Origin of the sequence: Nonlabens sp. YIK11, assembly GCF_001413925.1 — a bacterium.
Taxonomy (GTDB): Bacteria; Bacteroidota; Bacteroidia; order Flavobacteriales; family Flavobacteriaceae; genus Nonlabens.
Map to the genome: position 1 here is coordinate 1,346,713 of NZ_LBMJ01000001.1, position 18,408 is coordinate 1,365,120.

The 18,408-nt window shown below is 39.0% G+C and carries 32 protein-coding genes; all 32 read left to right on the plus strand.

Features of this window, described 5'->3' with window-relative positions:
- The 32 genes from fusA to eno all read left to right on the plus strand — a co-directional run bounded on the left by fusA (position 1) and on the right by eno (position 18,400).
- A complete protein-coding gene (gene fusA, locus AAU57_RS06040; protein ID WP_055412062.1) occupies positions 1-2,142 on the plus strand; it encodes an elongation factor G in 2,142 nt (713 codons plus the stop codon).
- A 10-nt stretch (positions 2,143-2,152) separates the two neighbouring features.
- Positions 2,153-2,458, plus strand: coding sequence for a 30S ribosomal protein S10 (rpsJ, locus tag AAU57_RS06045; RefSeq protein ID WP_041494987.1), 306 nt, complete (start codon positions 2,153-2,155; stop codon positions 2,456-2,458).
- A 71-nt stretch (positions 2,459-2,529) separates the two neighbouring features.
- On the plus strand, positions 2,530-3,147 hold the full coding sequence (gene rplC / locus AAU57_RS06050) for a 50S ribosomal protein L3 (RefSeq protein WP_055412063.1): 618 nt from the start codon (positions 2,530-2,532) through the stop codon (positions 3,145-3,147).
- Complete coding sequence (gene rplD / locus AAU57_RS06055) at positions 3,147-3,776, plus strand: 50S ribosomal protein L4 (protein WP_055412064.1); 630 nt, start codon at positions 3,147-3,149, stop codon at positions 3,774-3,776. The genes rplC and rplD overlap by 1 nt, the downstream gene beginning before the upstream one ends.
- 3 nt (positions 3,777-3,779) lie before the next feature.
- Entirely contained in the window at positions 3,780-4,070 is a 291-nt protein-coding gene (rplW, locus tag AAU57_RS06060) for a 50S ribosomal protein L23 (protein ID WP_055412065.1), read from the plus strand.
- Positions 4,071-4,083: 13 nt separating this feature from the next.
- Positions 4,084-4,908 (plus strand): 50S ribosomal protein L2, encoded by an 825-nt coding sequence (gene rplB, locus AAU57_RS06065; RefSeq protein ID WP_055412066.1) that lies wholly within the window; start codon positions 4,084-4,086, stop codon positions 4,906-4,908.
- A gap of 3 nt (positions 4,909-4,911) precedes the next feature.
- On the plus strand, positions 4,912-5,190 hold the full coding sequence (gene rpsS, locus AAU57_RS06070; protein ID WP_041494981.1) for a 30S ribosomal protein S19: 279 nt from the start codon (positions 4,912-4,914) through the stop codon (positions 5,188-5,190).
- A gap of 8 nt (positions 5,191-5,198) precedes the next feature.
- Complete coding sequence (gene rplV, locus AAU57_RS06075; protein ID WP_055412067.1) at positions 5,199-5,606, plus strand: 50S ribosomal protein L22; 408 nt, start codon at positions 5,199-5,201, stop codon at positions 5,604-5,606.
- Positions 5,607-5,611: 5 nt separating this feature from the next.
- Positions 5,612-6,328: a 30S ribosomal protein S3 gene (rpsC, locus tag AAU57_RS06080; protein WP_055412068.1), complete on the plus strand. Its 717-nt coding sequence runs from the start codon at positions 5,612-5,614 to the stop codon at positions 6,326-6,328.
- 11 nt (positions 6,329-6,339) lie between these two features.
- Complete coding sequence (gene rplP, locus AAU57_RS06085; RefSeq protein ID WP_041494977.1) at positions 6,340-6,759, plus strand: 50S ribosomal protein L16; 420 nt, start codon at positions 6,340-6,342, stop codon at positions 6,757-6,759.
- Between the two features lie 9 nt (positions 6,760-6,768).
- Positions 6,769-6,951, plus strand: coding sequence for a 50S ribosomal protein L29 (rpmC, locus tag AAU57_RS06090; RefSeq protein WP_055412069.1), 183 nt, complete (start codon positions 6,769-6,771; stop codon positions 6,949-6,951).
- Positions 6,952-6,962: 11 nt separating this feature from the next.
- A complete protein-coding gene (rpsQ, locus tag AAU57_RS06095; protein ID WP_055412070.1) occupies positions 6,963-7,220 on the plus strand; it encodes a 30S ribosomal protein S17 in 258 nt (85 codons plus the stop codon).
- The gene (rplN, locus tag AAU57_RS06100) at positions 7,220-7,588 is read left to right on the plus strand and encodes a 50S ribosomal protein L14 (RefSeq protein WP_055412071.1); all 369 of its coding nucleotides are present in this window, start codon (positions 7,220-7,222) and stop codon (positions 7,586-7,588) included. The genes rpsQ and rplN overlap by 1 nt, the downstream gene beginning before the upstream one ends.
- Before the next feature lie 7 nt (positions 7,589-7,595).
- On the plus strand, positions 7,596-7,907 hold the full coding sequence (gene rplX / locus AAU57_RS06105) for a 50S ribosomal protein L24 (RefSeq protein WP_055412072.1): 312 nt from the start codon (positions 7,596-7,598) through the stop codon (positions 7,905-7,907).
- A gap of 2 nt (positions 7,908-7,909) precedes the next feature.
- On the plus strand, positions 7,910-8,461 hold the full coding sequence (gene rplE / locus AAU57_RS06110; protein ID WP_055412073.1) for a 50S ribosomal protein L5: 552 nt from the start codon (positions 7,910-7,912) through the stop codon (positions 8,459-8,461).
- A gap of 2 nt (positions 8,462-8,463) precedes the next feature.
- Positions 8,464-8,733, plus strand: coding sequence for a 30S ribosomal protein S14 (gene rpsN / locus AAU57_RS06115; RefSeq protein WP_055412074.1), 270 nt, complete (start codon positions 8,464-8,466; stop codon positions 8,731-8,733).
- 19 nt (positions 8,734-8,752) lie between these two features.
- The gene (gene rpsH, locus AAU57_RS06120) at positions 8,753-9,151 is read left to right on the plus strand and encodes a 30S ribosomal protein S8 (RefSeq protein WP_055412075.1); all 399 of its coding nucleotides are present in this window, start codon (positions 8,753-8,755) and stop codon (positions 9,149-9,151) included.
- 9 nt (positions 9,152-9,160) lie between these two features.
- Entirely contained in the window at positions 9,161-9,703 is a 543-nt protein-coding gene (gene rplF, locus AAU57_RS06125; RefSeq protein WP_055412076.1) for a 50S ribosomal protein L6, read from the plus strand.
- A gap of 12 nt (positions 9,704-9,715) precedes the next feature.
- Positions 9,716-10,063: a 50S ribosomal protein L18 gene (rplR, locus tag AAU57_RS06130; RefSeq protein ID WP_055412077.1), complete on the plus strand. Its 348-nt coding sequence runs from the start codon at positions 9,716-9,718 to the stop codon at positions 10,061-10,063.
- A gap of 17 nt (positions 10,064-10,080) precedes the next feature.
- Positions 10,081-10,605: a 30S ribosomal protein S5 gene (rpsE, locus tag AAU57_RS06135; protein WP_055412078.1), complete on the plus strand. Its 525-nt coding sequence runs from the start codon at positions 10,081-10,083 to the stop codon at positions 10,603-10,605.
- Positions 10,606-10,610: 5 nt separating this feature from the next.
- The gene (gene rpmD, locus AAU57_RS06140) at positions 10,611-10,790 is read left to right on the plus strand and encodes a 50S ribosomal protein L30 (RefSeq protein ID WP_055412079.1); all 180 of its coding nucleotides are present in this window, start codon (positions 10,611-10,613) and stop codon (positions 10,788-10,790) included.
- Positions 10,791-10,795: 5 nt separating this feature from the next.
- Complete coding sequence (gene rplO / locus AAU57_RS06145) at positions 10,796-11,248, plus strand: 50S ribosomal protein L15 (RefSeq protein ID WP_055412080.1); 453 nt, start codon at positions 10,796-10,798, stop codon at positions 11,246-11,248.
- Positions 11,249-11,257: 9 nt separating this feature from the next.
- Positions 11,258-12,592 carry a preprotein translocase subunit SecY gene (secY, locus tag AAU57_RS06150; RefSeq protein ID WP_055412081.1) on the plus strand — a complete coding sequence of 445 codons (1,335 nt, stop codon included), beginning with the start codon at positions 11,258-11,260 and terminating at the stop codon, positions 12,590-12,592.
- 2 nt (positions 12,593-12,594) lie between these two features.
- Positions 12,595-12,810: a translation initiation factor IF-1 gene (gene infA / locus AAU57_RS06155; RefSeq protein WP_015361146.1), complete on the plus strand. Its 216-nt coding sequence runs from the start codon at positions 12,595-12,597 to the stop codon at positions 12,808-12,810.
- A gap of 1 nt (position 12,811) precedes the next feature.
- Positions 12,812-12,928 (plus strand): type B 50S ribosomal protein L36, encoded by a 117-nt coding sequence (gene ykgO, locus AAU57_RS06160; RefSeq protein WP_015361145.1) that lies wholly within the window; start codon positions 12,812-12,814, stop codon positions 12,926-12,928.
- A 3-nt stretch (positions 12,929-12,931) separates the two neighbouring features.
- Entirely contained in the window at positions 12,932-13,306 is a 375-nt protein-coding gene (rpsM, locus tag AAU57_RS06165) for a 30S ribosomal protein S13 (protein WP_055412082.1), read from the plus strand.
- A 12-nt stretch (positions 13,307-13,318) separates the two neighbouring features.
- The gene (gene rpsK, locus AAU57_RS06170; RefSeq protein WP_055412083.1) at positions 13,319-13,708 is read left to right on the plus strand and encodes a 30S ribosomal protein S11; all 390 of its coding nucleotides are present in this window, start codon (positions 13,319-13,321) and stop codon (positions 13,706-13,708) included.
- A gap of 85 nt (positions 13,709-13,793) precedes the next feature.
- Positions 13,794-14,399: a 30S ribosomal protein S4 gene (gene rpsD, locus AAU57_RS06175; protein ID WP_055412084.1), complete on the plus strand. Its 606-nt coding sequence runs from the start codon at positions 13,794-13,796 to the stop codon at positions 14,397-14,399.
- Positions 14,400-14,419: 20 nt separating this feature from the next.
- Positions 14,420-15,412: a DNA-directed RNA polymerase subunit alpha gene (locus AAU57_RS06180; protein ID WP_055412085.1), complete on the plus strand. Its 993-nt coding sequence runs from the start codon at positions 14,420-14,422 to the stop codon at positions 15,410-15,412.
- Positions 15,413-15,442: 30 nt separating this feature from the next.
- Positions 15,443-15,919, plus strand: a complete 477-nt coding sequence (rplQ, locus tag AAU57_RS06185; RefSeq protein ID WP_055412086.1) for a 50S ribosomal protein L17 — start codon at positions 15,443-15,445, stop codon at positions 15,917-15,919.
- A gap of 76 nt (positions 15,920-15,995) precedes the next feature.
- On the plus strand, positions 15,996-17,114 hold the full coding sequence (carA, locus tag AAU57_RS06190) for a glutamine-hydrolyzing carbamoyl-phosphate synthase small subunit (protein ID WP_055412087.1): 1,119 nt from the start codon (positions 15,996-15,998) through the stop codon (positions 17,112-17,114).
- On the plus strand, positions 17,111-18,400 hold the full coding sequence (gene eno, locus AAU57_RS06195; RefSeq protein ID WP_055412088.1) for a phosphopyruvate hydratase: 1,290 nt from the start codon (positions 17,111-17,113) through the stop codon (positions 18,398-18,400). Before carA ends, eno begins: the two co-directional genes overlap by 4 nt.
- Positions 18,401-18,408: the final 8 nt, after the last annotated feature.

The following is an 18,408-nucleotide window of genomic DNA, read 5'->3' on the forward strand; positions in this document are numbered from 1 at the left end:
ATGGCACAAAGAGACTTAAAATACACAAGAAATATTGGAATTGCTGCGCACATTGATGCGGGTAAAACCACTACGACAGAGCGTATTCTTTTTTATACTGGAGTAAGCCATAAAATAGGAGAGGTGCATGATGGTGCAGCTACTATGGACTGGATGGAGCAAGAGCAGGAGCGTGGTATTACGATCACATCTGCAGCTACAACTTGTACCTGGAAGTTCCCTATGGAGAACGCACAGCCGTTACCAGAAACTAAGGATTATCACTTTAATATTATTGACACTCCTGGGCACGTTGACTTTACTGTAGAGGTAAATAGATCATTGCGTGTACTTGATGGGTTGGTATTCTTGTTTAGTGCGGTTGATGGTGTTGAGCCACAATCAGAAACAAACTGGAGACTAGCTGATAACTATAAAGTACCACGTATAGGTTTCGTAAACAAAATGGACCGTCAAGGTTCTAACTTTCTTGCTGTATGTCAGCAAGTAAAAGATATGTTGAAGTCTAATGCGGTGCCTATCGTATTGAATATTGGTGATGAAGGTGACTTCAAAGGAATAGTTGATCTTGTAAAAAATCGTGCGATTGTATGGCATGATGATACTCAAGGCGCAACATTTGATGTTATTGAAATCCCAGAAGAACTTAAGGCTGAGGCTCGTAAATATAGAGGTATGCTTATCGAAGAGGTAGCTACTTATGACGAGAGCCTTCTTGAGAAATATATGGAAGATGAAGATTCCATAACTGAGGAGGAAGTGCATGCAGCACTACGTGCCGCAGTAATGGATATGGCAATCATTCCAATGATTTGTGGTTCTGCATTTAAAAACAAGGGTGTTCAATTCCTATTGGACGCTGTATGTAGATACCTACCTGCTCCAACTGATAAGGAAGGAATCGTTGGTATCAACCCTGATACTGATGAAAAGGAATTACGTAAGCCTGATGTAACTGCACCATTTGCAGCTCTTGCATTCAAGATTGCTACTGACCCATTTGTAGGTCGTTTGGCGTTCTTCCGTGCTTATTCAGGTCGTTTGGATGCCGGTTCCTACATATTGAACAATCGTTCAGGTAAGAAAGAGCGTATCTCACGTATTTACCAAATGCACTCCAACAAGCAAAACGCTATCGATTATATCGAGGCTGGAGATATAGGTGCTGCGGTAGGATTTAAAGACATCAAGACTGGTGATACCATGTCTGATGAAAAGCATCCAATCGTATTGGAGTCCATGGACTTCCCTGATCCGGTAATTGGTATTGCGGTAGAGCCTAAAACCAAAGCAGACGTTGATAAATTGGGTATGGCTTTGGCTAAATTGGCTGAAGAAGATCCAACATTCCAAGTAAGAACTGACGAGGCTTCTGGCCAGACGATCATTTCAGGAATGGGTGAGCTTCACTTAGATATCATCGTTGATCGTTTGAGACGTGAGTTCAAGGTAGAAGTAAATCAAGGTGCACCTCAAGTAGAGTACAAAGAGGCCATCACTAGATCTGCAGATCACCGTGAGACTTACAAAAAGCAATCTGGTGGACGTGGTAAGTTTGGGGATATCGTATTTACTATGGAGCCTGCTCATGAAGATGCAGAAGGTAAAGTAGCAGAAGGTCTTCAATTTATCAATGAAATCAAAGGTGGTAATATTCCTAAGGAATTTATCCCAGCGATTGAGAAAGGATTTAGAGAAGCAATGAATAACGGTCCTTTAGCAGGATTTGAGATGGATAGTATGAGAGTAACTCTTAAGGATGGATCTTTCCACCCAGTAGACTCTGATGCTCTATCATTTGAACTTGCTGCTAGAATGGGTTACAAAGCTGCTTCAAAAGCTGCTGGTGCCGTAATTCTTGAGCCTATCATGAAAGTAGAGGTAATCACTCCAGAAGAAAACATGGGTGATATCGTTGGTGACTTGAACCGTCGCCGTGGGCAAGTAAATGATATGAGCGATAGAGCTGGTGCTAAAGTGGTAAAGGCAGAAGTTCCTCTTTCAGAGATGTTCGGTTATGTTACGACTCTTAGAACGCTTTCTTCAGGTCGTGCAACATCCACTATGGAATTTGCTCACTATGCAGAAACTCCTTCTAGTATTAGTGAAGAAGTAATCGCAGCAGCAAAAGGTAACAATTAATTTTCAAGAGATGAGTCAAAAAATCAGAATCAAGTTAAAGTCTTACGATTACATGCTGGTAGATAAATCTGCTGAAAAGATTGTAAAGACCGTGAAAAGTACTGGAGCAGTCGTAACTGGCCCAATTCCATTGCCTACTCACAAAAAAATATTTACCGTATTGAGATCTCCTCACGTAAACAAAAAGTCACGTGAGCAGTTTGAACTTAGTTCCTACAAGAGATTGTTGGATATCTACAGTTCTTCTTCAAAAACGATTGATGCATTGATGAAACTTGAACTTCCTAGTGGAGTTGAAGTTGAGATCAAAGTGTGATAAATATTTGATGATATTTCGCTTTCGCGAAAGCGTAACAAACAAAATACAATAACAATTAATTAATAATTATGTCTGGGTTAATAGGAAAAAAAATAGGGATGACCAGCATCTATGACGAGAATGGTAAGAATATGCCATGTACCGTTATCCAAGCTGGCCCTTGTGTAGTTACCCAAGTCAGAACTGAAGAAACAGACGGTTATGCCGCGCTGCAATTAGGTTTCGATGACAAATCAGACAAAAATGCTTCTAAAGCTGCTCAAGGGCACTTTAAGAAAGCTGGTACTGCTGTCAAGAGAAAAGTTGCTGAATTCAAGAGTTTTGATAAGGAGTACAAATTAGGTGACACTGTAAGTGTTGATATGTTTACTGAAGGTGAATTTGTCGATATCAGTGGTACTTCAAAAGGAAAAGGATTTCAAGGTGTTGTGAAGCGCCACGGTTTTGGTGGTGTAGGTCAAGCGACACACGGGCAACACAACCGTTTGAGAGCTCCAGGTTCCATCGGTGCGGCATCTTATCCTGCACGTGTATTCAAAGGAATGCGCATGGCTGGACAGATGGGTAACGAAAAAGTAAAAGTTGAAAATTTAAGAGTTCTTAAAGTTGTTCCAGAACAAAATATCCTTGTAGTTAAGGGTTGTGTTCCTGGTCACAAGAATGCTTATGTAATCGTACAGAAATAATGAAGGTAGCAGTTATAGACATTAAAGGAAAAGAAACTGGTCGTCAGATAGAGTTATCAGATGATGTTTTTGGAATTGAGCCTAATGATCACGCTATCTATCTAGATGTTAAGCAATATCAGGCTAATCAACGTCAGGGTACTCACAAAGCTAAGCAACGTGCAGAGATCGTAGGTAGTACACGTAAGATCAAAAAGCAAAAAGGTACGGGTACTGCTCGTGCCGGATCTATCAAGTCACCTGTGTTTAGAGGTGGTGGTAGAATCTTTGGTCCTGTGCCTAGAGATTATTCTTTCAAACTTAATAAAGCACAAAAGCGTCTCGCACGTAAAAGTGCCTTAAGCTTGAAGGTTTCTGAAGGTAATTTGCAGGTGGTGGAAGACTTCAATTTTGATGCTCCTAAAACCAGTGATTTCAAGGAAGTTTTGAGCAGCTTGGGACTTTCAAATAAAAAATCCCTGTTTGTGTTGGGTGAATCAAATAATAATGTATATTTGTCTTCGCGAAATTTGAAGGGTATAGAAGTTATAACTTACTCAGAATTAAGCACTTACAAGATTATTAATGCCAATAATTTGGTTGTCTTGGAAGGTTCTCTAGAAGGAATTCAGGAAAATTTAAGTAAATAAGCCATGAGCATTTTAATAAAACCCATAATTACAGAAAAGGCGACTAGCGATAGTGAGCTGTTGAATCGATATGGTTTTGAGGTGTCTCCCAAGGCTAACAAAGTTCAAATAAAAAAAGAAGTTGAAGAGGTGTACGGTGTGACTGTTCTTAAAGTAAGAACTATGAATACTAGAATAGCTCGTAAAACTAAACATACTAAAACAGGGACGCAAGTTGGTAAAACATCAGCAGTTAAGAAGGCTTTTGTACAACTCAAGGATGGTGATACCATCGATCTTTATAGTAATCTATAAATAAAATACTGTAATGTCAGTAAGAAAATTAAAACCTGTAACTCCAGGACAGCGATTTAGAGTTGTGAATGGCTATGATGCCATCACGACTGATAAGCCGGAGAAGAGCTTGCTCGCTCCGAACAAACGTTCTGGTGGTCGTAATGCAAAAGGTCGTATGACTATGCGTTACTTAGGTGGTGGTCACAAAAGACGCTACCGTATCATTGATTTCAAAAGAAATCGTCATGGTGTGCCCGCAACGGTTGCATCTATTGAATATGATCCTAATAGAACGGCATTTATCGCTCTTGTAAACTATCAAGATGGAGAGAAGCGTTATGTGATTGCTCAAAATGGATTGCAAGTAGGTCAAAATATCGTTTCTGGTGATAATGTTGCTCCTGAAGTCGGGAATGCAATGAAGCTTGCAAATATTCCATTAGGTTCGATTGTTAGCTGTATTGAGTTACGACCCGGGCAAGGAGCTGTTATAGCTCGTAGTGCTGGATCCTTTGCACAATTAATGGCAAGAGATGGTAAGTATGCTACGGTTAAGATGCCTTCTGGTGAAATCAGATTGATCTTACAAGAATGTCTTGCTACTATCGGTGCGATTTCTAACAGTGATCATCAACTTGTGGTTGGTGGTAAAGCTGGTAGAAGCAGATGGTTAGGTAGAAGACCAAGAACAAGACCGGTTGCGATGAACCCAGTCGATCACCCAATGGGTGGTGGTGAAGGTCGCGCTTCAGGTGGTCACCCAAGATCTCGTAATGGTGTTCCTGCTAAAGGATATCGTACACGTGACTTGAACAAGGCAAGTACTCAATATATTTTAGAACGTAGAAAGAAATAAATTATGGCTCGTTCATTAAAAAAAGGACCTTATGTATTTCATAAGTTGGAATCTAAGGTGGCTCAAAATGTTGAGTCTGGAAAGAAAACAGTAATTAAGACTTGGTCTCGTGCATCAATGATCACACCTGACTTTGTTGGACAAACTATAGCAGTTCATAACGGTAGACAATTTGTTCCCGTTTATGTAACAGAGAATATGGTTGGACACAAGCTTGGAGAATTCTCTCCAACACGTTCTTACCGTGGTCACGCAGCTGCTAAGAATAAGGGAAAAAAATAACTTAAGCTATGGGAGTTCGTAAAAGACAAACGGCCGAAAGGTTGAAGGAAGAAAAGAAGAGCATAGCTTTTGCAAAGTTGAATAATTGCCCAACATCTCCACGTAAAATGAGATTGGTTGCTGATATTATTCGCGGTAAGAAAGTAGAGGACGCACTTAATATTCTTAAGTTTTCTTCTAAAGAGGCAGCTAGACGACTAGATAAGTTAGTCTTGTCTGCTGTATCTAACTGGCAAGCTAAAAATGAAGATGGTGATGTTGCAGATGCAGGGTTGTTCATCAAAGAAATTAGAGTTGATGGTGGAACGATGCTTAAGAGATTAAGACCAGCTCCACAAGGTCGTGCTCACAGAATTAGAAAAAGATCTAACCATGTCACTCTAGTGTTGGGTGAATCCAATACCGAGAAGAAATAGTTAATATGGGACAGAAAACAAATCCAATAGGTAATAGGTTAGGAATCATCCGTGGATGGGAATCTAACTGGTACGGAGGAAACGATTATGGAGATAAGCTTGCAGAAGATGATAAGCTTAGAAAGTATATCCATGCTCGTTTGGCTAAGGCCAGCGTTTCAAGAATCATAATTGAGCGCACTCTTAAATTAGTTACCATAACTATCATGACTGCCAGACCTGGTATTATTATCGGTAAAGGTGGACAAGAGGTTGATCGTCTTAAGGAAGAATTGAAGAAAATATCTGGAAAAGATGTTCAAATCAATATTCATGAGATCAAACGACCAGAACTAGATGCTCATTTAGTTGGAGCTAGTGTTGCTAGACAAATTGAGAATAGAATTTCTTATCGTCGTGCCATTAAAATGGCTATTGCAGCAGCGATGAGAATGAATGCTGAAGGTATTAAGATACAGATTTCTGGTAGGTTGAACGGTGCTGAAATGGCTCGTAGTGAATCTTACAAGGATGGACGTATTCCACTTTCAACTTTTAGAGCAGATATCGACTATGCATTAGTTGAAGCTCATACTACTTACGGTAGAATCGGTGTAAAGGTTTGGATTATGAAAGGTGAGGTTTATGGAAAACGTGAACTTTCTCCATTAGCTGGTCTTTCAAAGAAACAAGGTAAACAAGGTGGCGCTGACCGTGGAAACAGTCGTCGTCGTAGAAAATAATATAGCTAGAGATGTTACAACCTAGAAAAACAAAGTTTAGAAAGCAGCAGAAAGGCCGCATGAAAGGAGATTCTGGTAGAGGTAATCAACTAGCCTATGGTACTTTTGGTATCAAGTCTTTAGATTCAGAATTTATCAATTCTCGTCAAATAGAGGCAGCTCGTATTGCGGCTACTAGATATATGAAGCGTGAAGGTTCTTTATGGATCAAAATATTCCCAGACAAGCCTATCACCAAAAAACCTCTTGAGGTTCGTATGGGTAAAGGTAAAGGTGCTGTAGAATATTGGGCAGCTGTTGTGAAGCCAGGTAGAATTCTCTTTGAGGTTTCTGGTGTACCACTAGCTACTGCACAAGAAGCATTAAGACTTGCTGCACAAAAGTTACCAGTAAAAACCAAGTTTATAGTCGCTCGCGATTATCAAGAATAAAAGCATATCATGAAGCAATCAGAGGTTAAAGGTTATTCTCAGGAAGAATTGAAAGACAGACTTGCAGAGTCTCAGAAGTCATATGCTGACTTGAAGCGTACGCATATTGTTTCGCCATTAGAAAATCCATCACAGATTACTAAGGCACGTAAAACGATTGCTAGACTTAAAACAGCACTTAATAATTCATAATACGAATTGTAATGGAAGAAAGAAATTTAAGAAAAGAGCGTATCGGTGTTGTCCGCAGTAGCAAAATGGATAAGTCTATAGTTGTTGCAGAAGTAAAGAGACAGAAACACCCTATGTACGGAAAATTCGTATTGAATACTAAGAAGTACGTTGCTCACGATGAAAAGAATGAGTGTAATGAAGGTGACACTGTTCGCATCATGGAAACTCGTCCACTTAGTAAAACCAAGACTTGGAGACTTGTCGAAATTTTAGAAAGAGCTAAATAATGTTACAACAAGAATCAAGATTAAAGGTCGCAGACAATACTGGAGCCAAAGAGGTTTTGTGTATTCGTGTTTTGGGAGGTACTAAGAGACGTTATGCGTCTGTTGGTGATAAAATTGTTGTTTCTGTAAAAGAAGCTACACCTAACGGAAATATTAAAAAGGGAGCTGTATCTACTGCTGTTGTAGTACGTACTAAAAAAGAAGTACGTCGTCCTGATGGATCGTACATCAGATTTGATGATAATGCATGCGTTCTTTTAAACCCTAACTCTGAGATGCGCGGTACTCGTGTATTTGGACCGGTTGCAAGAGAGTTACGTGATCGTCAATTCATGAAGATTGTATCACTCGCACCAGAAGTATTATAATTAAGCTATGGGAAAATTGAAAATTAAATCTGGAGATACTGTAAGAGTCATTGCTGGTGAACATAAAGGCAGCGAAGGAAAAGTGACTAAAGTATTGTTGGATAAGAACAAAGCCATCGTTGAAGGTGTGAATATGGTTTCCAAGCATGAGAAACCTAGTGCAACAAATCCTCAAGGAGGAATAAAGCAAAAGGAAGCTGCTATTCAAGTATCCAACCTTTCGCTTGTGGATGGTAATGGTAAAACTACTCGTGTAGGTTACAAACTAGAGAATGGTAAAAAAGTACGTATTGCACGTACAACTAAAGAAGAAATATAGTCATGTCATACATTCCAAGACTTAAGGAAGAATATAAAGAGCGTGTAGCTACTTCACTCAAAGAAGAGTTTGGATATTCCAATGTAATGGAAATACCTAAACTTCAAAAGATTGTTTTGAGTAGAGGTGTTGGTGCAGCGGTTGCTGACAAAAAGCTTATCGACTATGCGGTAGAGGAACTTACCATGATTACTGGTCAAAAGGCGGTAGCGACATTATCTAAAAAGGATGTAGCTTCTTTCAAATTGAGAAAGGGCATGCCTATTGGAGCTAAAGTAACTCTTAGAGGTGAACGCATGTATGAGTTTTTGGATCGTTTGATCACCGTAGCACTACCACGAGTTAGAGATTTTCAAGGGATTAAAGCTACTGGTTTTGATGGTAGAGGAAATTACAATCTTGGTATTACTGAGCAGATCATTTTCCCAGAGATCAATATTGACAAAGTAAATAAAATTGCAGGTATGGATATTACATTCGTTACTACTGCTAAAACAGATAAAGAGGCTAAATCACTCCTAGGTGAGCTAGGTTTACCTTTTAAAAAGGACTAAGGATGGCAAAAGAATCAATGAAAGCGCGTGAGCGCAAAAGAGAAGCACTAGTAGAAAAGTACGCTGAAAAGCGTAAAGCTTTGAAGGAGGCAGGTGATTATGAAGAGCTTCAAAAGTTGCCTAAAAATTCATCTCCAGTAAGATTACACAATAGATGTAAGTTAACTGGTCGTCCTAAAGGTTATATGAGACAATTTGGTTTGTCCAGAGTAATGTTTAGAGAAATGGCGAATAAAGGTTTAATACCTGGTGTTAAAAAAGCTAGTTGGTAACTAGTCTAAAGATAAGATTATGAATACAGATCCAATAGCAGATTATTTAACAAGAATTCGTAACGCTGTGCGTGCGAATCATAGAGTAGTTGAGATACCAGCATCTAACTTGAAAAAGGAAATTACAAAAATCCTTTTTGATCAAGGTTATATCTTGAGTTATAAGTTCATGGAACAGTCTACTCAAGATGTTATCAAAATTGCACTTAAGTACGACCGCGACACAAAAGAATCAGTGATCAAGGATATTCAGCGTTTGTCTAAGCCTGGTCTTAGAAAATATGCTGGGTCTACTGAACTTCCTAGAATTCTAAATGGATTAGGCATCGCTATCATCTCTACATCAAAAGGTGTAATGACTGATAAGCAGGCAAGATCTGAGAATGTAGGTGGAGAAGTTCTTTGTTACGTTTATTAAAAAAGAGTTATGTCTAGAATAGGAAATAATCCGGTAGCAATACCATCAGGAGTTGAAGTAAAGGTTGCTGACGGTGAGATTAACGTAGAAGGTAAACTAGGAAAATTGGTTCAGCCATTTTCTGATGTTGAAATTAGAGTTGAGGATAATGAAGTTTTTGTAACTCGTCCTTCAGATTCTAAGGATCACAGGGCTAAGCACGGTTTATACCGTTCACTCGTGAATAACATGATTCAGGGTGTTTCTGTGGGTTGGACAAAGCAATTAGAGTTGGTTGGTGTAGGTTATAGAGCCTCTAATCAAGGTCAAAAGTTGGATCTTGCTTTAGGTTTTTCACACAATATCGTTATCGACGTTGCTCCAGAAGTTAAGGTTGAAACTATTTCGGAAAAAGGAAAAAACCCAATCGTGAAGTTGACTTCTTTTGACAAGCAGTTGGTAGGACAAGTTGCCGCAAAAATTAGAGCTTTTAGAAAGCCTGAGCCGTACAAAGGAAAAGGAATCAAGTTCGTAGGAGAAATAATTAGAAGAAAAGCTGGTAAATCAGCATAAGAATATAGTATTATGGCATTTTCAAAGTCAGTTAGAAGACAAAAGATCCGTCGTAGAATCAGAAAAACCGTTTCTGGTACTGCAGATCGTCCACGTCTATCAGTATATCGTAGTAACAAAGAGATCTATGCTCAGGTTATTAATGATGTAGATGGAATAACAATCGCTTCAGCTAGTTCACGCGAGTTGAAATCTTCTGCACCTAAGAAGGATGCTGCAAAAGAAGTTGGAATGAAGCTAGCCGAAAAAGCAAAGGCTGCAGGCGTTGAGTCTGTTTCTTTTGACAGAGGTGGTTATCTTTACCACGGTAGAGTTTTATCTCTAGCTGAAGGAGCTCGTGAAGGCGGTTTGAAATTTTAATTAGAAAGATTTACGTAATGTATCAGAAGTATAAAAATATTGAAACTGTAAAGCCAGGTGGTTTAGATCTTAAAGATCGCCTTGTTGGTGTACAACGTGTTACTAAGGTAACAAAAGGTGGTCGTGCCTTTGGTTTCTCTGCAATTGTAGTAGTTGGTGATGAAAACGGTGTTGTTGGACATGGTCTAGGAAAATCTAAAGAGGTTTCTGAAGCTATTAGTAAAGCAGTAGAAGACGCAAAGAAAAATCTAGTCCGCATACCTTTGCAAAAGGGAACTATTCCCCATGAGCAAAAAGGTAAGTTTGGCGGTGCAAGAGTTTTATTACTTCCTGCAGCAACGGGTACTGGAGTAATCGCAGGTGGTGCTATTCGTGCCGTACTTGAGGCAGTTGGTGTACACGACGTACTTTCTAAAAACCAAGGTTCTTCAAATCCACACAATGTGGTGAAAGCAACTTTTGATGCTTTGTTACAACTGCGTAATGCAGCGACTGTGGCAAAACAAAGAGGTGTTTCAATAGATAAAGTATTTAACGGATAAGCATCATGGCCAAGTTACACGTAAAAAAAGTGCGTAGTGCAATCAACCGCACGGCACGTCAGAAAAAAACGCTGCAAGCTTTAGGTTTGCATAAAATGAATCAGGTAGTTGAGCATGATGATTCACCAGCTGTTATGGGAATGATAGCAAAAGTGTCTCACTTAGTCACCGTAGAAAAAGCATAAGTACAATGGGTCTAAATAATTTAAAACCTGCTGAAGGTTCCGTAAAGAAATCTGCAAAGATTATTGGTCGTGGACAAGGTTCTGGTAAAGGTGGCACAGCAACAAGAGGTCACAAAGGAGCAAAGTCTCGTTCTGGTTATTCTAAAAAGATCGGTTTTGAAGGTGGTCAAATGCCTTTACAAAGACGTGTTCCTAAGTTTGGTTTCACAAACATTAACCGTAAGGACTATAAAGGAATTAACTTGGATACTCTTCAAGCGTACCACGCAGAAGGTAGATTGGGTGATACAATTGTTGTAGAAGATTTAATCAGAGAGCGTTTGGTTGACAAAAACGATCTTGTTAAGATATTAGGTAGAGGTGAAATTAATTCAGCTATTACCATTACAGCTCATAAATTTACCGCTTCCGCGAAAGCTGCCATAGAAAAGGCTGGTGGTAAAATAGAAACTGCATAATCAATCCCAATGAAGTTAATTGATACAATTAAAAATATCTGGAAGATTGAGGAACTGAAAGATCGTATTCTTATGACTTTCAGTTTATTGCTTGTGTACCGTTTTGGTGCTCAGGTGGTATTACCCTTTATAGATTCCACTCAGTTAGCGGGATTTGCCTCTAATTTTGAAGGTGGTGGTATAGGTTCCATACTTAATGCCTTTACGGGTGGAGCGTTTGCGAATGCTTCCGTTTTTGCTTTAGGTATCATGCCTTACATTTCTGCAAGTATTGTTGTACAATTAATGGGTATTGCGGTTCCATATTTACAGAAGTTACAAAAGGAAGGTGAGTCTGGAAGACGTAAAATCAATCAGATCACAAGATGGCTTACCATAGGTATTTGTTTAGTACAAGCTCCTAGTTATTTATTAAGTCTAGGTTCTTTAGGTGTACCACCTGAAGCTTACTTGATCGATAATCAAACGTTGATTTTAGTAGTAGGGACGATTATTCTTGTCACTGGATGTGTGTTTGCCATGTGGTTAGGAGAAAAAATTACTGATAAAGGTATTGGTAATGGTATCTCTCTCTTAATTATGGTAGGTATTATTGCTACTTTACCTCAAGCTTTTGCACAAGAATTTGTATCTCGATTTGAGGGTGTAGGTGGTCCTTTTGTTATAATTATTGAAATAGTTATTTGGTTATTAGTCATCATGGCATGTATTATGCTTGTAATGGCAGTAAGAAAGATACCAGTTCAGTACGCAAGACGAACTGCTTCTGGTGGATATGAAAAGAATGTTTTTGGATCAAGACAATATATTCCCTTAAAACTTAACGCTTCTGGTGTTATGCCAATCATCTTTGCACAGGCATTGATGTTTGTACCTCAAGCTTTAGGTCAATTGGAGTCAGATTGGGCAACTTCTGTGGCTACGGCTTTTGGTGATATTTTCGGGTTCTGGTACAATTTAGTTTTTGCATTGTTGATTATAGTATTTACTTACTTCTACACTGCGATTACGGTTCCTACCAATAAGATGGCAGATGATTTGAAACGAAATGGTGGATTTATCCCTGGTATTAGACCGGGAACTGAAACCTCAGAGTATTTGGACCGTATCATGTCTCAGATAACCCTTCCAGGTTCGATCTTTTTAGCACTAGTTGCGATTGTACCTGCATTTGTATCACTTATGGGTGTGACTCAGTCATGGGCATTATTTTATGGAGGTACCTCCATGTTGATTATGGTAGGTGTAGCAATTGATACAATGCAACAAATCAATTCATATTTATTGAATAGACATTACGACGGTCTTATAAAGACTGGTAAAAATAGAAAAGCAGTAGCATAATTATGGCTAAACAATCAGCGATAGAACAAGATGGATCAATAATAGAAGCTTTATCAAACGCGATGTTTAGGGTAGAGTTGGAAAATGGTCATGTTGTTACAGCGCATATATCAGGAAAGATGCGCATGCATTACATTAAATTACTTCCTGGTGATAAAGTTAAATTAGAAATGAGCCCTTACGATTTGACTAAGGCAAGGATTACTTATAGATATTGATATGAAAGTTAGAGCATCGATAAAGAAGAGAAGTGCAGATTGTAAAATTGTACGCCGTAAGGGTCGCCTTTACGTTATCAACAAAAAGAACCCAAAATTTAAACAAAGACAAGGTTAAGCTATGGCTAGAATCGCAGGGGTAGATATACCTAAAAACAAAAGAGGAGAAATAGCACTTACTTACATCTATGGTGTAGGTAGAAGTAGAGCTCAAGAAGTTTTATTGTCGACTGGTGTTGGTGTAGATAAGAAGGTAAGTGAATGGGATGATGACGAGATCGGTAAGATTCGTAATGCCATCGGTGAATTTACCATTGAAGGTGAATTGCGTTCTGAAACTCAAATGAACATCAAGCGTTTGATGGACATCGGTTGTTACAGAGGTATACGTCACAGATCTGGGCTTCCATTAAGAGGTCAGCGTACTAAGAATAACTCTCGTACTCGTAAAGGAAAACGTAAGACTGTTGCTAACAAGAAGAAAGCAACTAAATAATAAGTAACTGATATGGCAAAGTCTAAAACAGTAGCAAAAAAGCGTAAAGTAATCGTTGAAAGTGTAGGTGAGGCTCACATTTCATCTTCATTTAACAACATACTTGTTTCGCTTACAAATAAAAAAGGAGAAGTCATTTCATGGTCTTCTGCTGGTAAGATGGGCTTTAGAGGTTCAAAAAAGAATACTCCATATGCAGCGCAACTTGCTGCAGAGGATGCTTCTAAAGTTGCTCACGAGGCAGGACTTAGAAAGGTTAAGGCCTATGTAAAAGGACCAGGGAATGGTCGTGAAAGTGCGATACGTACCATTCACAATGCTGGTATTGAGGTGACTGAAATTATCGATGTTACTCCATTGCCACACAATGGATGTCGCCCTCCAAAAAGAAGAAGAGTATAATTAATTTAATAATATCTGGTGATTATCAGACTGCTGAAGGATATAGACCTGAATTCACAGTACATCACTTTTAAACAATTTTATAATGGCAAGATATAGAGGTCCTAAGGCAAAAATTGCTCGTAGATTCAGAGAACCAATTTTTGGCCCTAGTAAAGCATTGGAGAAGAAAAACTATCCTCCAGGAATGCATGGTAACGCAAGAAGACGTGGAAAAGAGTCTGAATATGCGGTACAACTTAAGGAAAAGCAAAAAGCTAAGTACACTTACGGAATTCTTGAAAAGCAATTCCGCTTAATGTTTGAAAAAGCAGTTCGTAGTTCTGGTATTACAGGTGAAGTTTTACTTCAGCTAGCAGAGTCTCGTTTGGACAACGTGGTATACAGAATGGGAATAGCTCGTACCAGAAGAGGTGCTAGACAGCTTGTTTCACACAGACACATTACCGTAAATGGTCAGTTGGTAAACATTCCATCTTATCAATTGCAGGCAGGTGATGTTGTTGCAGTTAGAGAAAAATCAAAATCACTTACAGCTATTGACGATGCACTTTCTTCAAATGAGCATGTATATGATTTCATTACATTCAACAAGGCCAGCATGTCTGGTACATTTGTAGCAGTTCCAGAAAGAATTCAGATACCTGAAAACATCAAGGAGCAGTTAATTGTTGAATTGTATTCTAAATAATTTTTAACCACATTATTCTTATGGCAATATTAAATTTCCAAAAGCCGGATAAAGTAATCATGATCGATTCAACCGATTTTGAAGGTAAGTTTGAGTTCAGACCTTTAGAACCAGGATATGGATTGACCGTTGGAAATGCTCTTAGAAGAGTATTACTTTCTTCCTTGGAAGGATTCGCAATAACATCTATCAGAATTGAAGGCGTTGATCACGAGTTCTCTACCATTGAAGGAGTGGTTGAAGATGTTACCGAAATAATCCTAAACTTCAAACAAGTTAGATTTAGACGTCAAATCGACGAGGTAGATAGTGAAGTAGTAAATGTTTCTTTCTCTGGAAAGGATCAATTTACCGCTGGTGATATGCAAAAATATATTTCTGGTTTTCAAGTATTGAATCCAGAAATGGTAATCTGTAATACAGAATCCTCCATAAATCTTAATCTTGAATTAACTATCGAGAAAGGAAGAGGATATGTACCAGCTGAAGAAAACAAGAACAGCAGCGCTGCTCTTGGAACTATAGCAATCGACAGTATTTTTACACCTATCAAGAATGTGAAATACAGTATAGAGAACTATCGTGTAGAGCAAAAAACTGACTATGAGAAGTTGGTATTTGAAATCATCACAGATGGTAGCATTCATCCAAAGCATGCTCTTACTGAGGCTGCAAAAACTTTGATTCACCACTTCATGTTATTCTCTGATGAGAGAATTACTCTTGAGGCAGATGAAATTGCTCAGACTGAAACTTATGATGAAGAAAGTCTTCACATGCGTCAGTTGCTTAAAACTAAACTTGTGGATATGGAACTTTCAGTTCGTGCCCTCAACTGTTTGAAAGCTGCAGAAGTTGAAACTCTTGGAGATCTTGTTTCTTACAACAAGAATGATCTAATGAAGTTCAGAAACTTTGGTAAGAAGTCTTTGACAGAGTTAGAAGAGTTGGTAAACGTGAAAGGTTTGAATTTTGGTATGGATCTTTCAAAATATAAATTAGACCGTGACTAGGTTTTCACCTAGTTGTAGAAATAGAAGACAATGAGACACGGAAAAAAAGTAAATCATTTAAGTAGAAAGACAGCACACCGTAAGGCGATGCTTTCTAATATGGCTTGTTCATTAATTGAGCATAAGCGTATTAACACTACTGTTGCAAAAGCAAAAGCTCTTAAACAATTCGTAGAGCCACTTATAACTAAATCTAAGGCAGACACAACTCACAATCGTCGATTGACTTTTGCTCAATTACGTAGCAAAGAAGCAGTGACAGAATTGTTCAGAGAAGTAGCTGCAAAAGTCGGTGACCGTCCAGGTGGTTACACTAGAATTATAAAGATGGGTAATAGACTAGGAGATAATGCAGATATGGCATTAATCGAGTTGGTTGATTACAACGATGTTTACAAAGCAGGCGCTGACACTAAGAAAACTACAAGACGTAGTCGTCGTGGTGGAAAGGCAAAAACTGAAGCTCCTAAAAAGGAAACTACAGAAGCAACTAATGAGGAAGAGTAAAAAACCCTTCATAAACAATTATAAAAGGATTAATGTTTCGGCATTGATCCTTTTTTTTTATCATTATTTTTGAATTATGGCATACTTAGAGAAGAAAGACGCGATCATTCTTTTGAATGATGGAACCATTTTCCACGGTAAGATGGTAGGACCAGAAGGAACCGCAACCGGCGAGATCTGTTTCAATACTGGTACGACAGGATATCAGGAGATTTTTACAGACCCGTCTTACTATGGTCAAATCATGGTAACTACTAACGCACACATCGGTAATTACGGTGCTACAGACTTAGATCTGGAATCTAGTTCGGTCAAGATATCTTGCTTAGTTTGCAAGAATTTCTCCAACGATTTTTCAAGGCCTTTGGCTTCCACATCACTAGCAGAGTTTTTGCAGCAGCAAAATCTGATCATCATTTCAGATGTAGATACGAGAGCTTTGGTTGCGCATATTCGTGAACATGGTTCGCAAAATGCCATCGTTTCCTCTCGTGTTGACGATCGTGACGCTCTTAAAAAGGAGCTTTCTCAAATACCAAGCATGAAAGGTTTAGAACTGGCCTCACAAGTTTCCACTAAAGAACCCTATTTCTTTGGTAAGGAAGATGCTACCTACCGTATCGCCGCCTTAGATTTGGGAATCAAGACTAATATTTTACGCAACCTCGCCAGCCGTGATTGTTATATAAAAGTGTTTCCGTACGATAGCTCCTATGAAGATTTAGCAGCTTTTGAGCCAGATGGATATTTTATTTCTAACGGTCCTGGTGATCCAGAGCCTTTAAAAGAAGCTATATCGCTTGCGCGAAAGGTGCTTGACAACAACCATCCATTATTTGGAATATGTCTGGGACACCAGATCATTGCTTTGGCAAATGGTATCAAAACCTACAAGATGCATAATGGTCACCGCGGTATCAATCATCCTATTATAAATTTGGTGACTGGTAAAGGTGAAGTTACATCTCAAAACCATGGTTTTGCCATCGACAAATCAGATGCAGAATCGAATCCAGCTGTAGAAATTACACATACACACTTAAACGATCATACAGTAGCTGGCATACGTATTAAGGACAAGCCATGTTTCTCAGTGCAGTATCACCCAGAAGCGGGACCAGGACCTAACGACGCCACATATCTTTTCGATCAATTTTTAGAATTAATTCAATCAACAAAAAAACAAGCAATATGAGTACGATAATAGATGTTCATGCAAGACAAATATTTGATTCCCGTGGGAATCCAACAGTAGAAGTAGACGTTCTTACTTCAAATGGTATCATGGGTAGAGCGGCCGTTCCTTCTGGTGCTTCTACTGGTGAACATGAAGCAGTGGAATTGCGCGATGGAGGCAGTGATTTCATGGGCAAAGGTGTTATGAAAGCTGTCGACAACGTCAACAAAACGATTGCCGATGAATTGCGTGGAGTTTCTGTTTTTGAGCAAAACTTTATTGATCAAACCATGATTGAACTTGATGGTACTCCTAACAAAGCAAATCTAGGAGCCAACGCTATTCTAGGCGTTTCCCTTGCCGTAGCCAAAGCTGCAGCAAACGAGTTGAATCAACCACTATACAAGTACATTGGTGGTATGAGCGCAGCGACCTTGCCGGTGCCTATGATGAATATCATCAACGGTGGTTCGCATAGTGATGCTCCTATTGCCTTTCAAGAATTCATGGTAATGCCTGTTGAGGCAGAATCCTTTAGCGAAGCCCTTAAAATGGGAACTGAGATTTTCCATCACTTGAAAAAAGTACTACACGATAGAGGACTTAGTACCGCAGTAGGTGATGAAGGTGGATTTGCACCTACACTTGATGGTACTGAGGATGCTTTGGATACTATACTATTGGCCATTAAAAATGCTGGTTATACACCAGGCAAACAAATCATGATTGCGCTAGACTGTGCTGCTGCAGAGTTCTTTGTAGACGGCAAATATGATTATACCAAATTTGAAGGTGACAAAGGCGTGATACGCACCAGTAAGGAACAAGCAGAATATCTTGCAGACCTAGCATCAAAATATCCTATCATTTCCATTGAGGATGGTATGGACGAGAACGACTGGGATGGATGGAAAATGCTGACTGAAATTGCAGGCGATAAAGTCCAACTTGTTGGTGATGATCTTTTTGTAACTAATGTAGAGCGTTTATCACGAGGTATTAAAGAGAATATCGCAAACTCTATTTTGATCAAAGTAAATCAAATAGGAACATTAACTGAAACGATTGCTGCCGTAAATATGGCGCATAAAGCAGGTTATACTTCTGTAATGTCACACCGTAGTGGTGAAACTGAGGATAATACCATTGCAGACCTTGCCGTTGCCCTAAGTACCGGCCAGATCAAAACAGGATCTGCTTCTCGATCTGACCGTATGGCAAAATACAACCAGTTGCTACGCATCGAGGAAGAGTTGAACTCGTCAGCTTATTTCCCAGGACGCAAGGCATTCCGAATTTCTTAATTGATCTT

Excerpts from the sequence above, each read along its gene's own strand:
- rpsC (WP_055412068.1), top strand. The coding sequence starts at position 5,612 with ATGGGACAGAAAACAAATCCAATAGGTAATAGGTTAGGAATCATCCGT.
- rplD (WP_055412064.1), top strand. The coding sequence starts at position 3,147 with ATGAAGGTAGCAGTTATAGACATTAAAGGAAAAGAAACTGGTCGTCAG.
- rplW (WP_055412065.1), top strand. The coding sequence starts at position 3,780 with ATGAGCATTTTAATAAAACCCATAATTACAGAAAAGGCGACTAGCGAT.
- rpmC (WP_055412069.1), top strand. The coding sequence starts at position 6,769 with ATGAAGCAATCAGAGGTTAAAGGTTATTCTCAGGAAGAATTGAAAGAC.
- rpsS (WP_041494981.1), top strand. The coding sequence starts at position 4,912 with ATGGCTCGTTCATTAAAAAAAGGACCTTATGTATTTCATAAGTTGGAA.
- rplF (WP_055412076.1), top strand. The coding sequence starts at position 9,161 with ATGTCTAGAATAGGAAATAATCCGGTAGCAATACCATCAGGAGTTGAA.
- eno (WP_055412088.1), top strand. The coding sequence starts at position 17,111 with ATGAGTACGATAATAGATGTTCATGCAAGACAAATATTTGATTCCCGT.
- rpmD (WP_055412079.1), top strand. The coding sequence starts at position 10,611 with ATGGCCAAGTTACACGTAAAAAAAGTGCGTAGTGCAATCAACCGCACG.
- rpsK (WP_055412083.1), top strand. The coding sequence starts at position 13,319 with ATGGCAAAGTCTAAAACAGTAGCAAAAAAGCGTAAAGTAATCGTTGAA.
- AAU57_RS06180 (WP_055412085.1), top strand. The coding sequence starts at position 14,420 with ATGGCAATATTAAATTTCCAAAAGCCGGATAAAGTAATCATGATCGAT.
- infA (WP_015361146.1), top strand. The coding sequence starts at position 12,595 with ATGGCTAAACAATCAGCGATAGAACAAGATGGATCAATAATAGAAGCT.
- rplC (WP_055412063.1), top strand. The coding sequence starts at position 2,530 with ATGTCTGGGTTAATAGGAAAAAAAATAGGGATGACCAGCATCTATGAC.
- rplB (WP_055412066.1), top strand. The coding sequence starts at position 4,084 with ATGTCAGTAAGAAAATTAAAACCTGTAACTCCAGGACAGCGATTTAGA.
- rpsH (WP_055412075.1), top strand. The coding sequence starts at position 8,753 with ATGAATACAGATCCAATAGCAGATTATTTAACAAGAATTCGTAACGCT.
- rpsN (WP_055412074.1), top strand. The coding sequence starts at position 8,464 with ATGGCAAAAGAATCAATGAAAGCGCGTGAGCGCAAAAGAGAAGCACTA.
- rplO (WP_055412080.1), top strand. The coding sequence starts at position 10,796 with ATGGGTCTAAATAATTTAAAACCTGCTGAAGGTTCCGTAAAGAAATCT.
- fusA (WP_055412062.1), top strand. The coding sequence starts at position 1 with ATGGCACAAAGAGACTTAAAATACACAAGAAATATTGGAATTGCTGCG.
- rplX (WP_055412072.1), top strand. The coding sequence starts at position 7,596 with ATGGGAAAATTGAAAATTAAATCTGGAGATACTGTAAGAGTCATTGCT.
- ykgO (WP_015361145.1), top strand. The coding sequence starts at position 12,812 with ATGAAAGTTAGAGCATCGATAAAGAAGAGAAGTGCAGATTGTAAAATT.
- secY (WP_055412081.1), top strand. The coding sequence starts at position 11,258 with ATGAAGTTAATTGATACAATTAAAAATATCTGGAAGATTGAGGAACTG.
- rplQ (WP_055412086.1), top strand. The coding sequence starts at position 15,443 with ATGAGACACGGAAAAAAAGTAAATCATTTAAGTAGAAAGACAGCACAC.
- rplP (WP_041494977.1), top strand. The coding sequence starts at position 6,340 with ATGTTACAACCTAGAAAAACAAAGTTTAGAAAGCAGCAGAAAGGCCGC.
- rpsM (WP_055412082.1), top strand. The coding sequence starts at position 12,932 with ATGGCTAGAATCGCAGGGGTAGATATACCTAAAAACAAAAGAGGAGAA.
- rpsE (WP_055412078.1), top strand. The coding sequence starts at position 10,081 with ATGTATCAGAAGTATAAAAATATTGAAACTGTAAAGCCAGGTGGTTTA.
- rpsQ (WP_055412070.1), top strand. The coding sequence starts at position 6,963 with ATGGAAGAAAGAAATTTAAGAAAAGAGCGTATCGGTGTTGTCCGCAGT.
- carA (WP_055412087.1), top strand. The coding sequence starts at position 15,996 with ATGGCATACTTAGAGAAGAAAGACGCGATCATTCTTTTGAATGATGGA.
- rplE (WP_055412073.1), top strand. The coding sequence starts at position 7,910 with ATGTCATACATTCCAAGACTTAAGGAAGAATATAAAGAGCGTGTAGCT.
- rplV (WP_055412067.1), top strand. The coding sequence starts at position 5,199 with ATGGGAGTTCGTAAAAGACAAACGGCCGAAAGGTTGAAGGAAGAAAAG.
- rpsJ (WP_041494987.1), top strand. The coding sequence starts at position 2,153 with ATGAGTCAAAAAATCAGAATCAAGTTAAAGTCTTACGATTACATGCTG.
- rplN (WP_055412071.1), top strand. The coding sequence starts at position 7,220 with ATGTTACAACAAGAATCAAGATTAAAGGTCGCAGACAATACTGGAGCC.
- rpsD (WP_055412084.1), top strand. The coding sequence starts at position 13,794 with ATGGCAAGATATAGAGGTCCTAAGGCAAAAATTGCTCGTAGATTCAGA.
- rplR (WP_055412077.1), top strand. The coding sequence starts at position 9,716 with ATGGCATTTTCAAAGTCAGTTAGAAGACAAAAGATCCGTCGTAGAATC.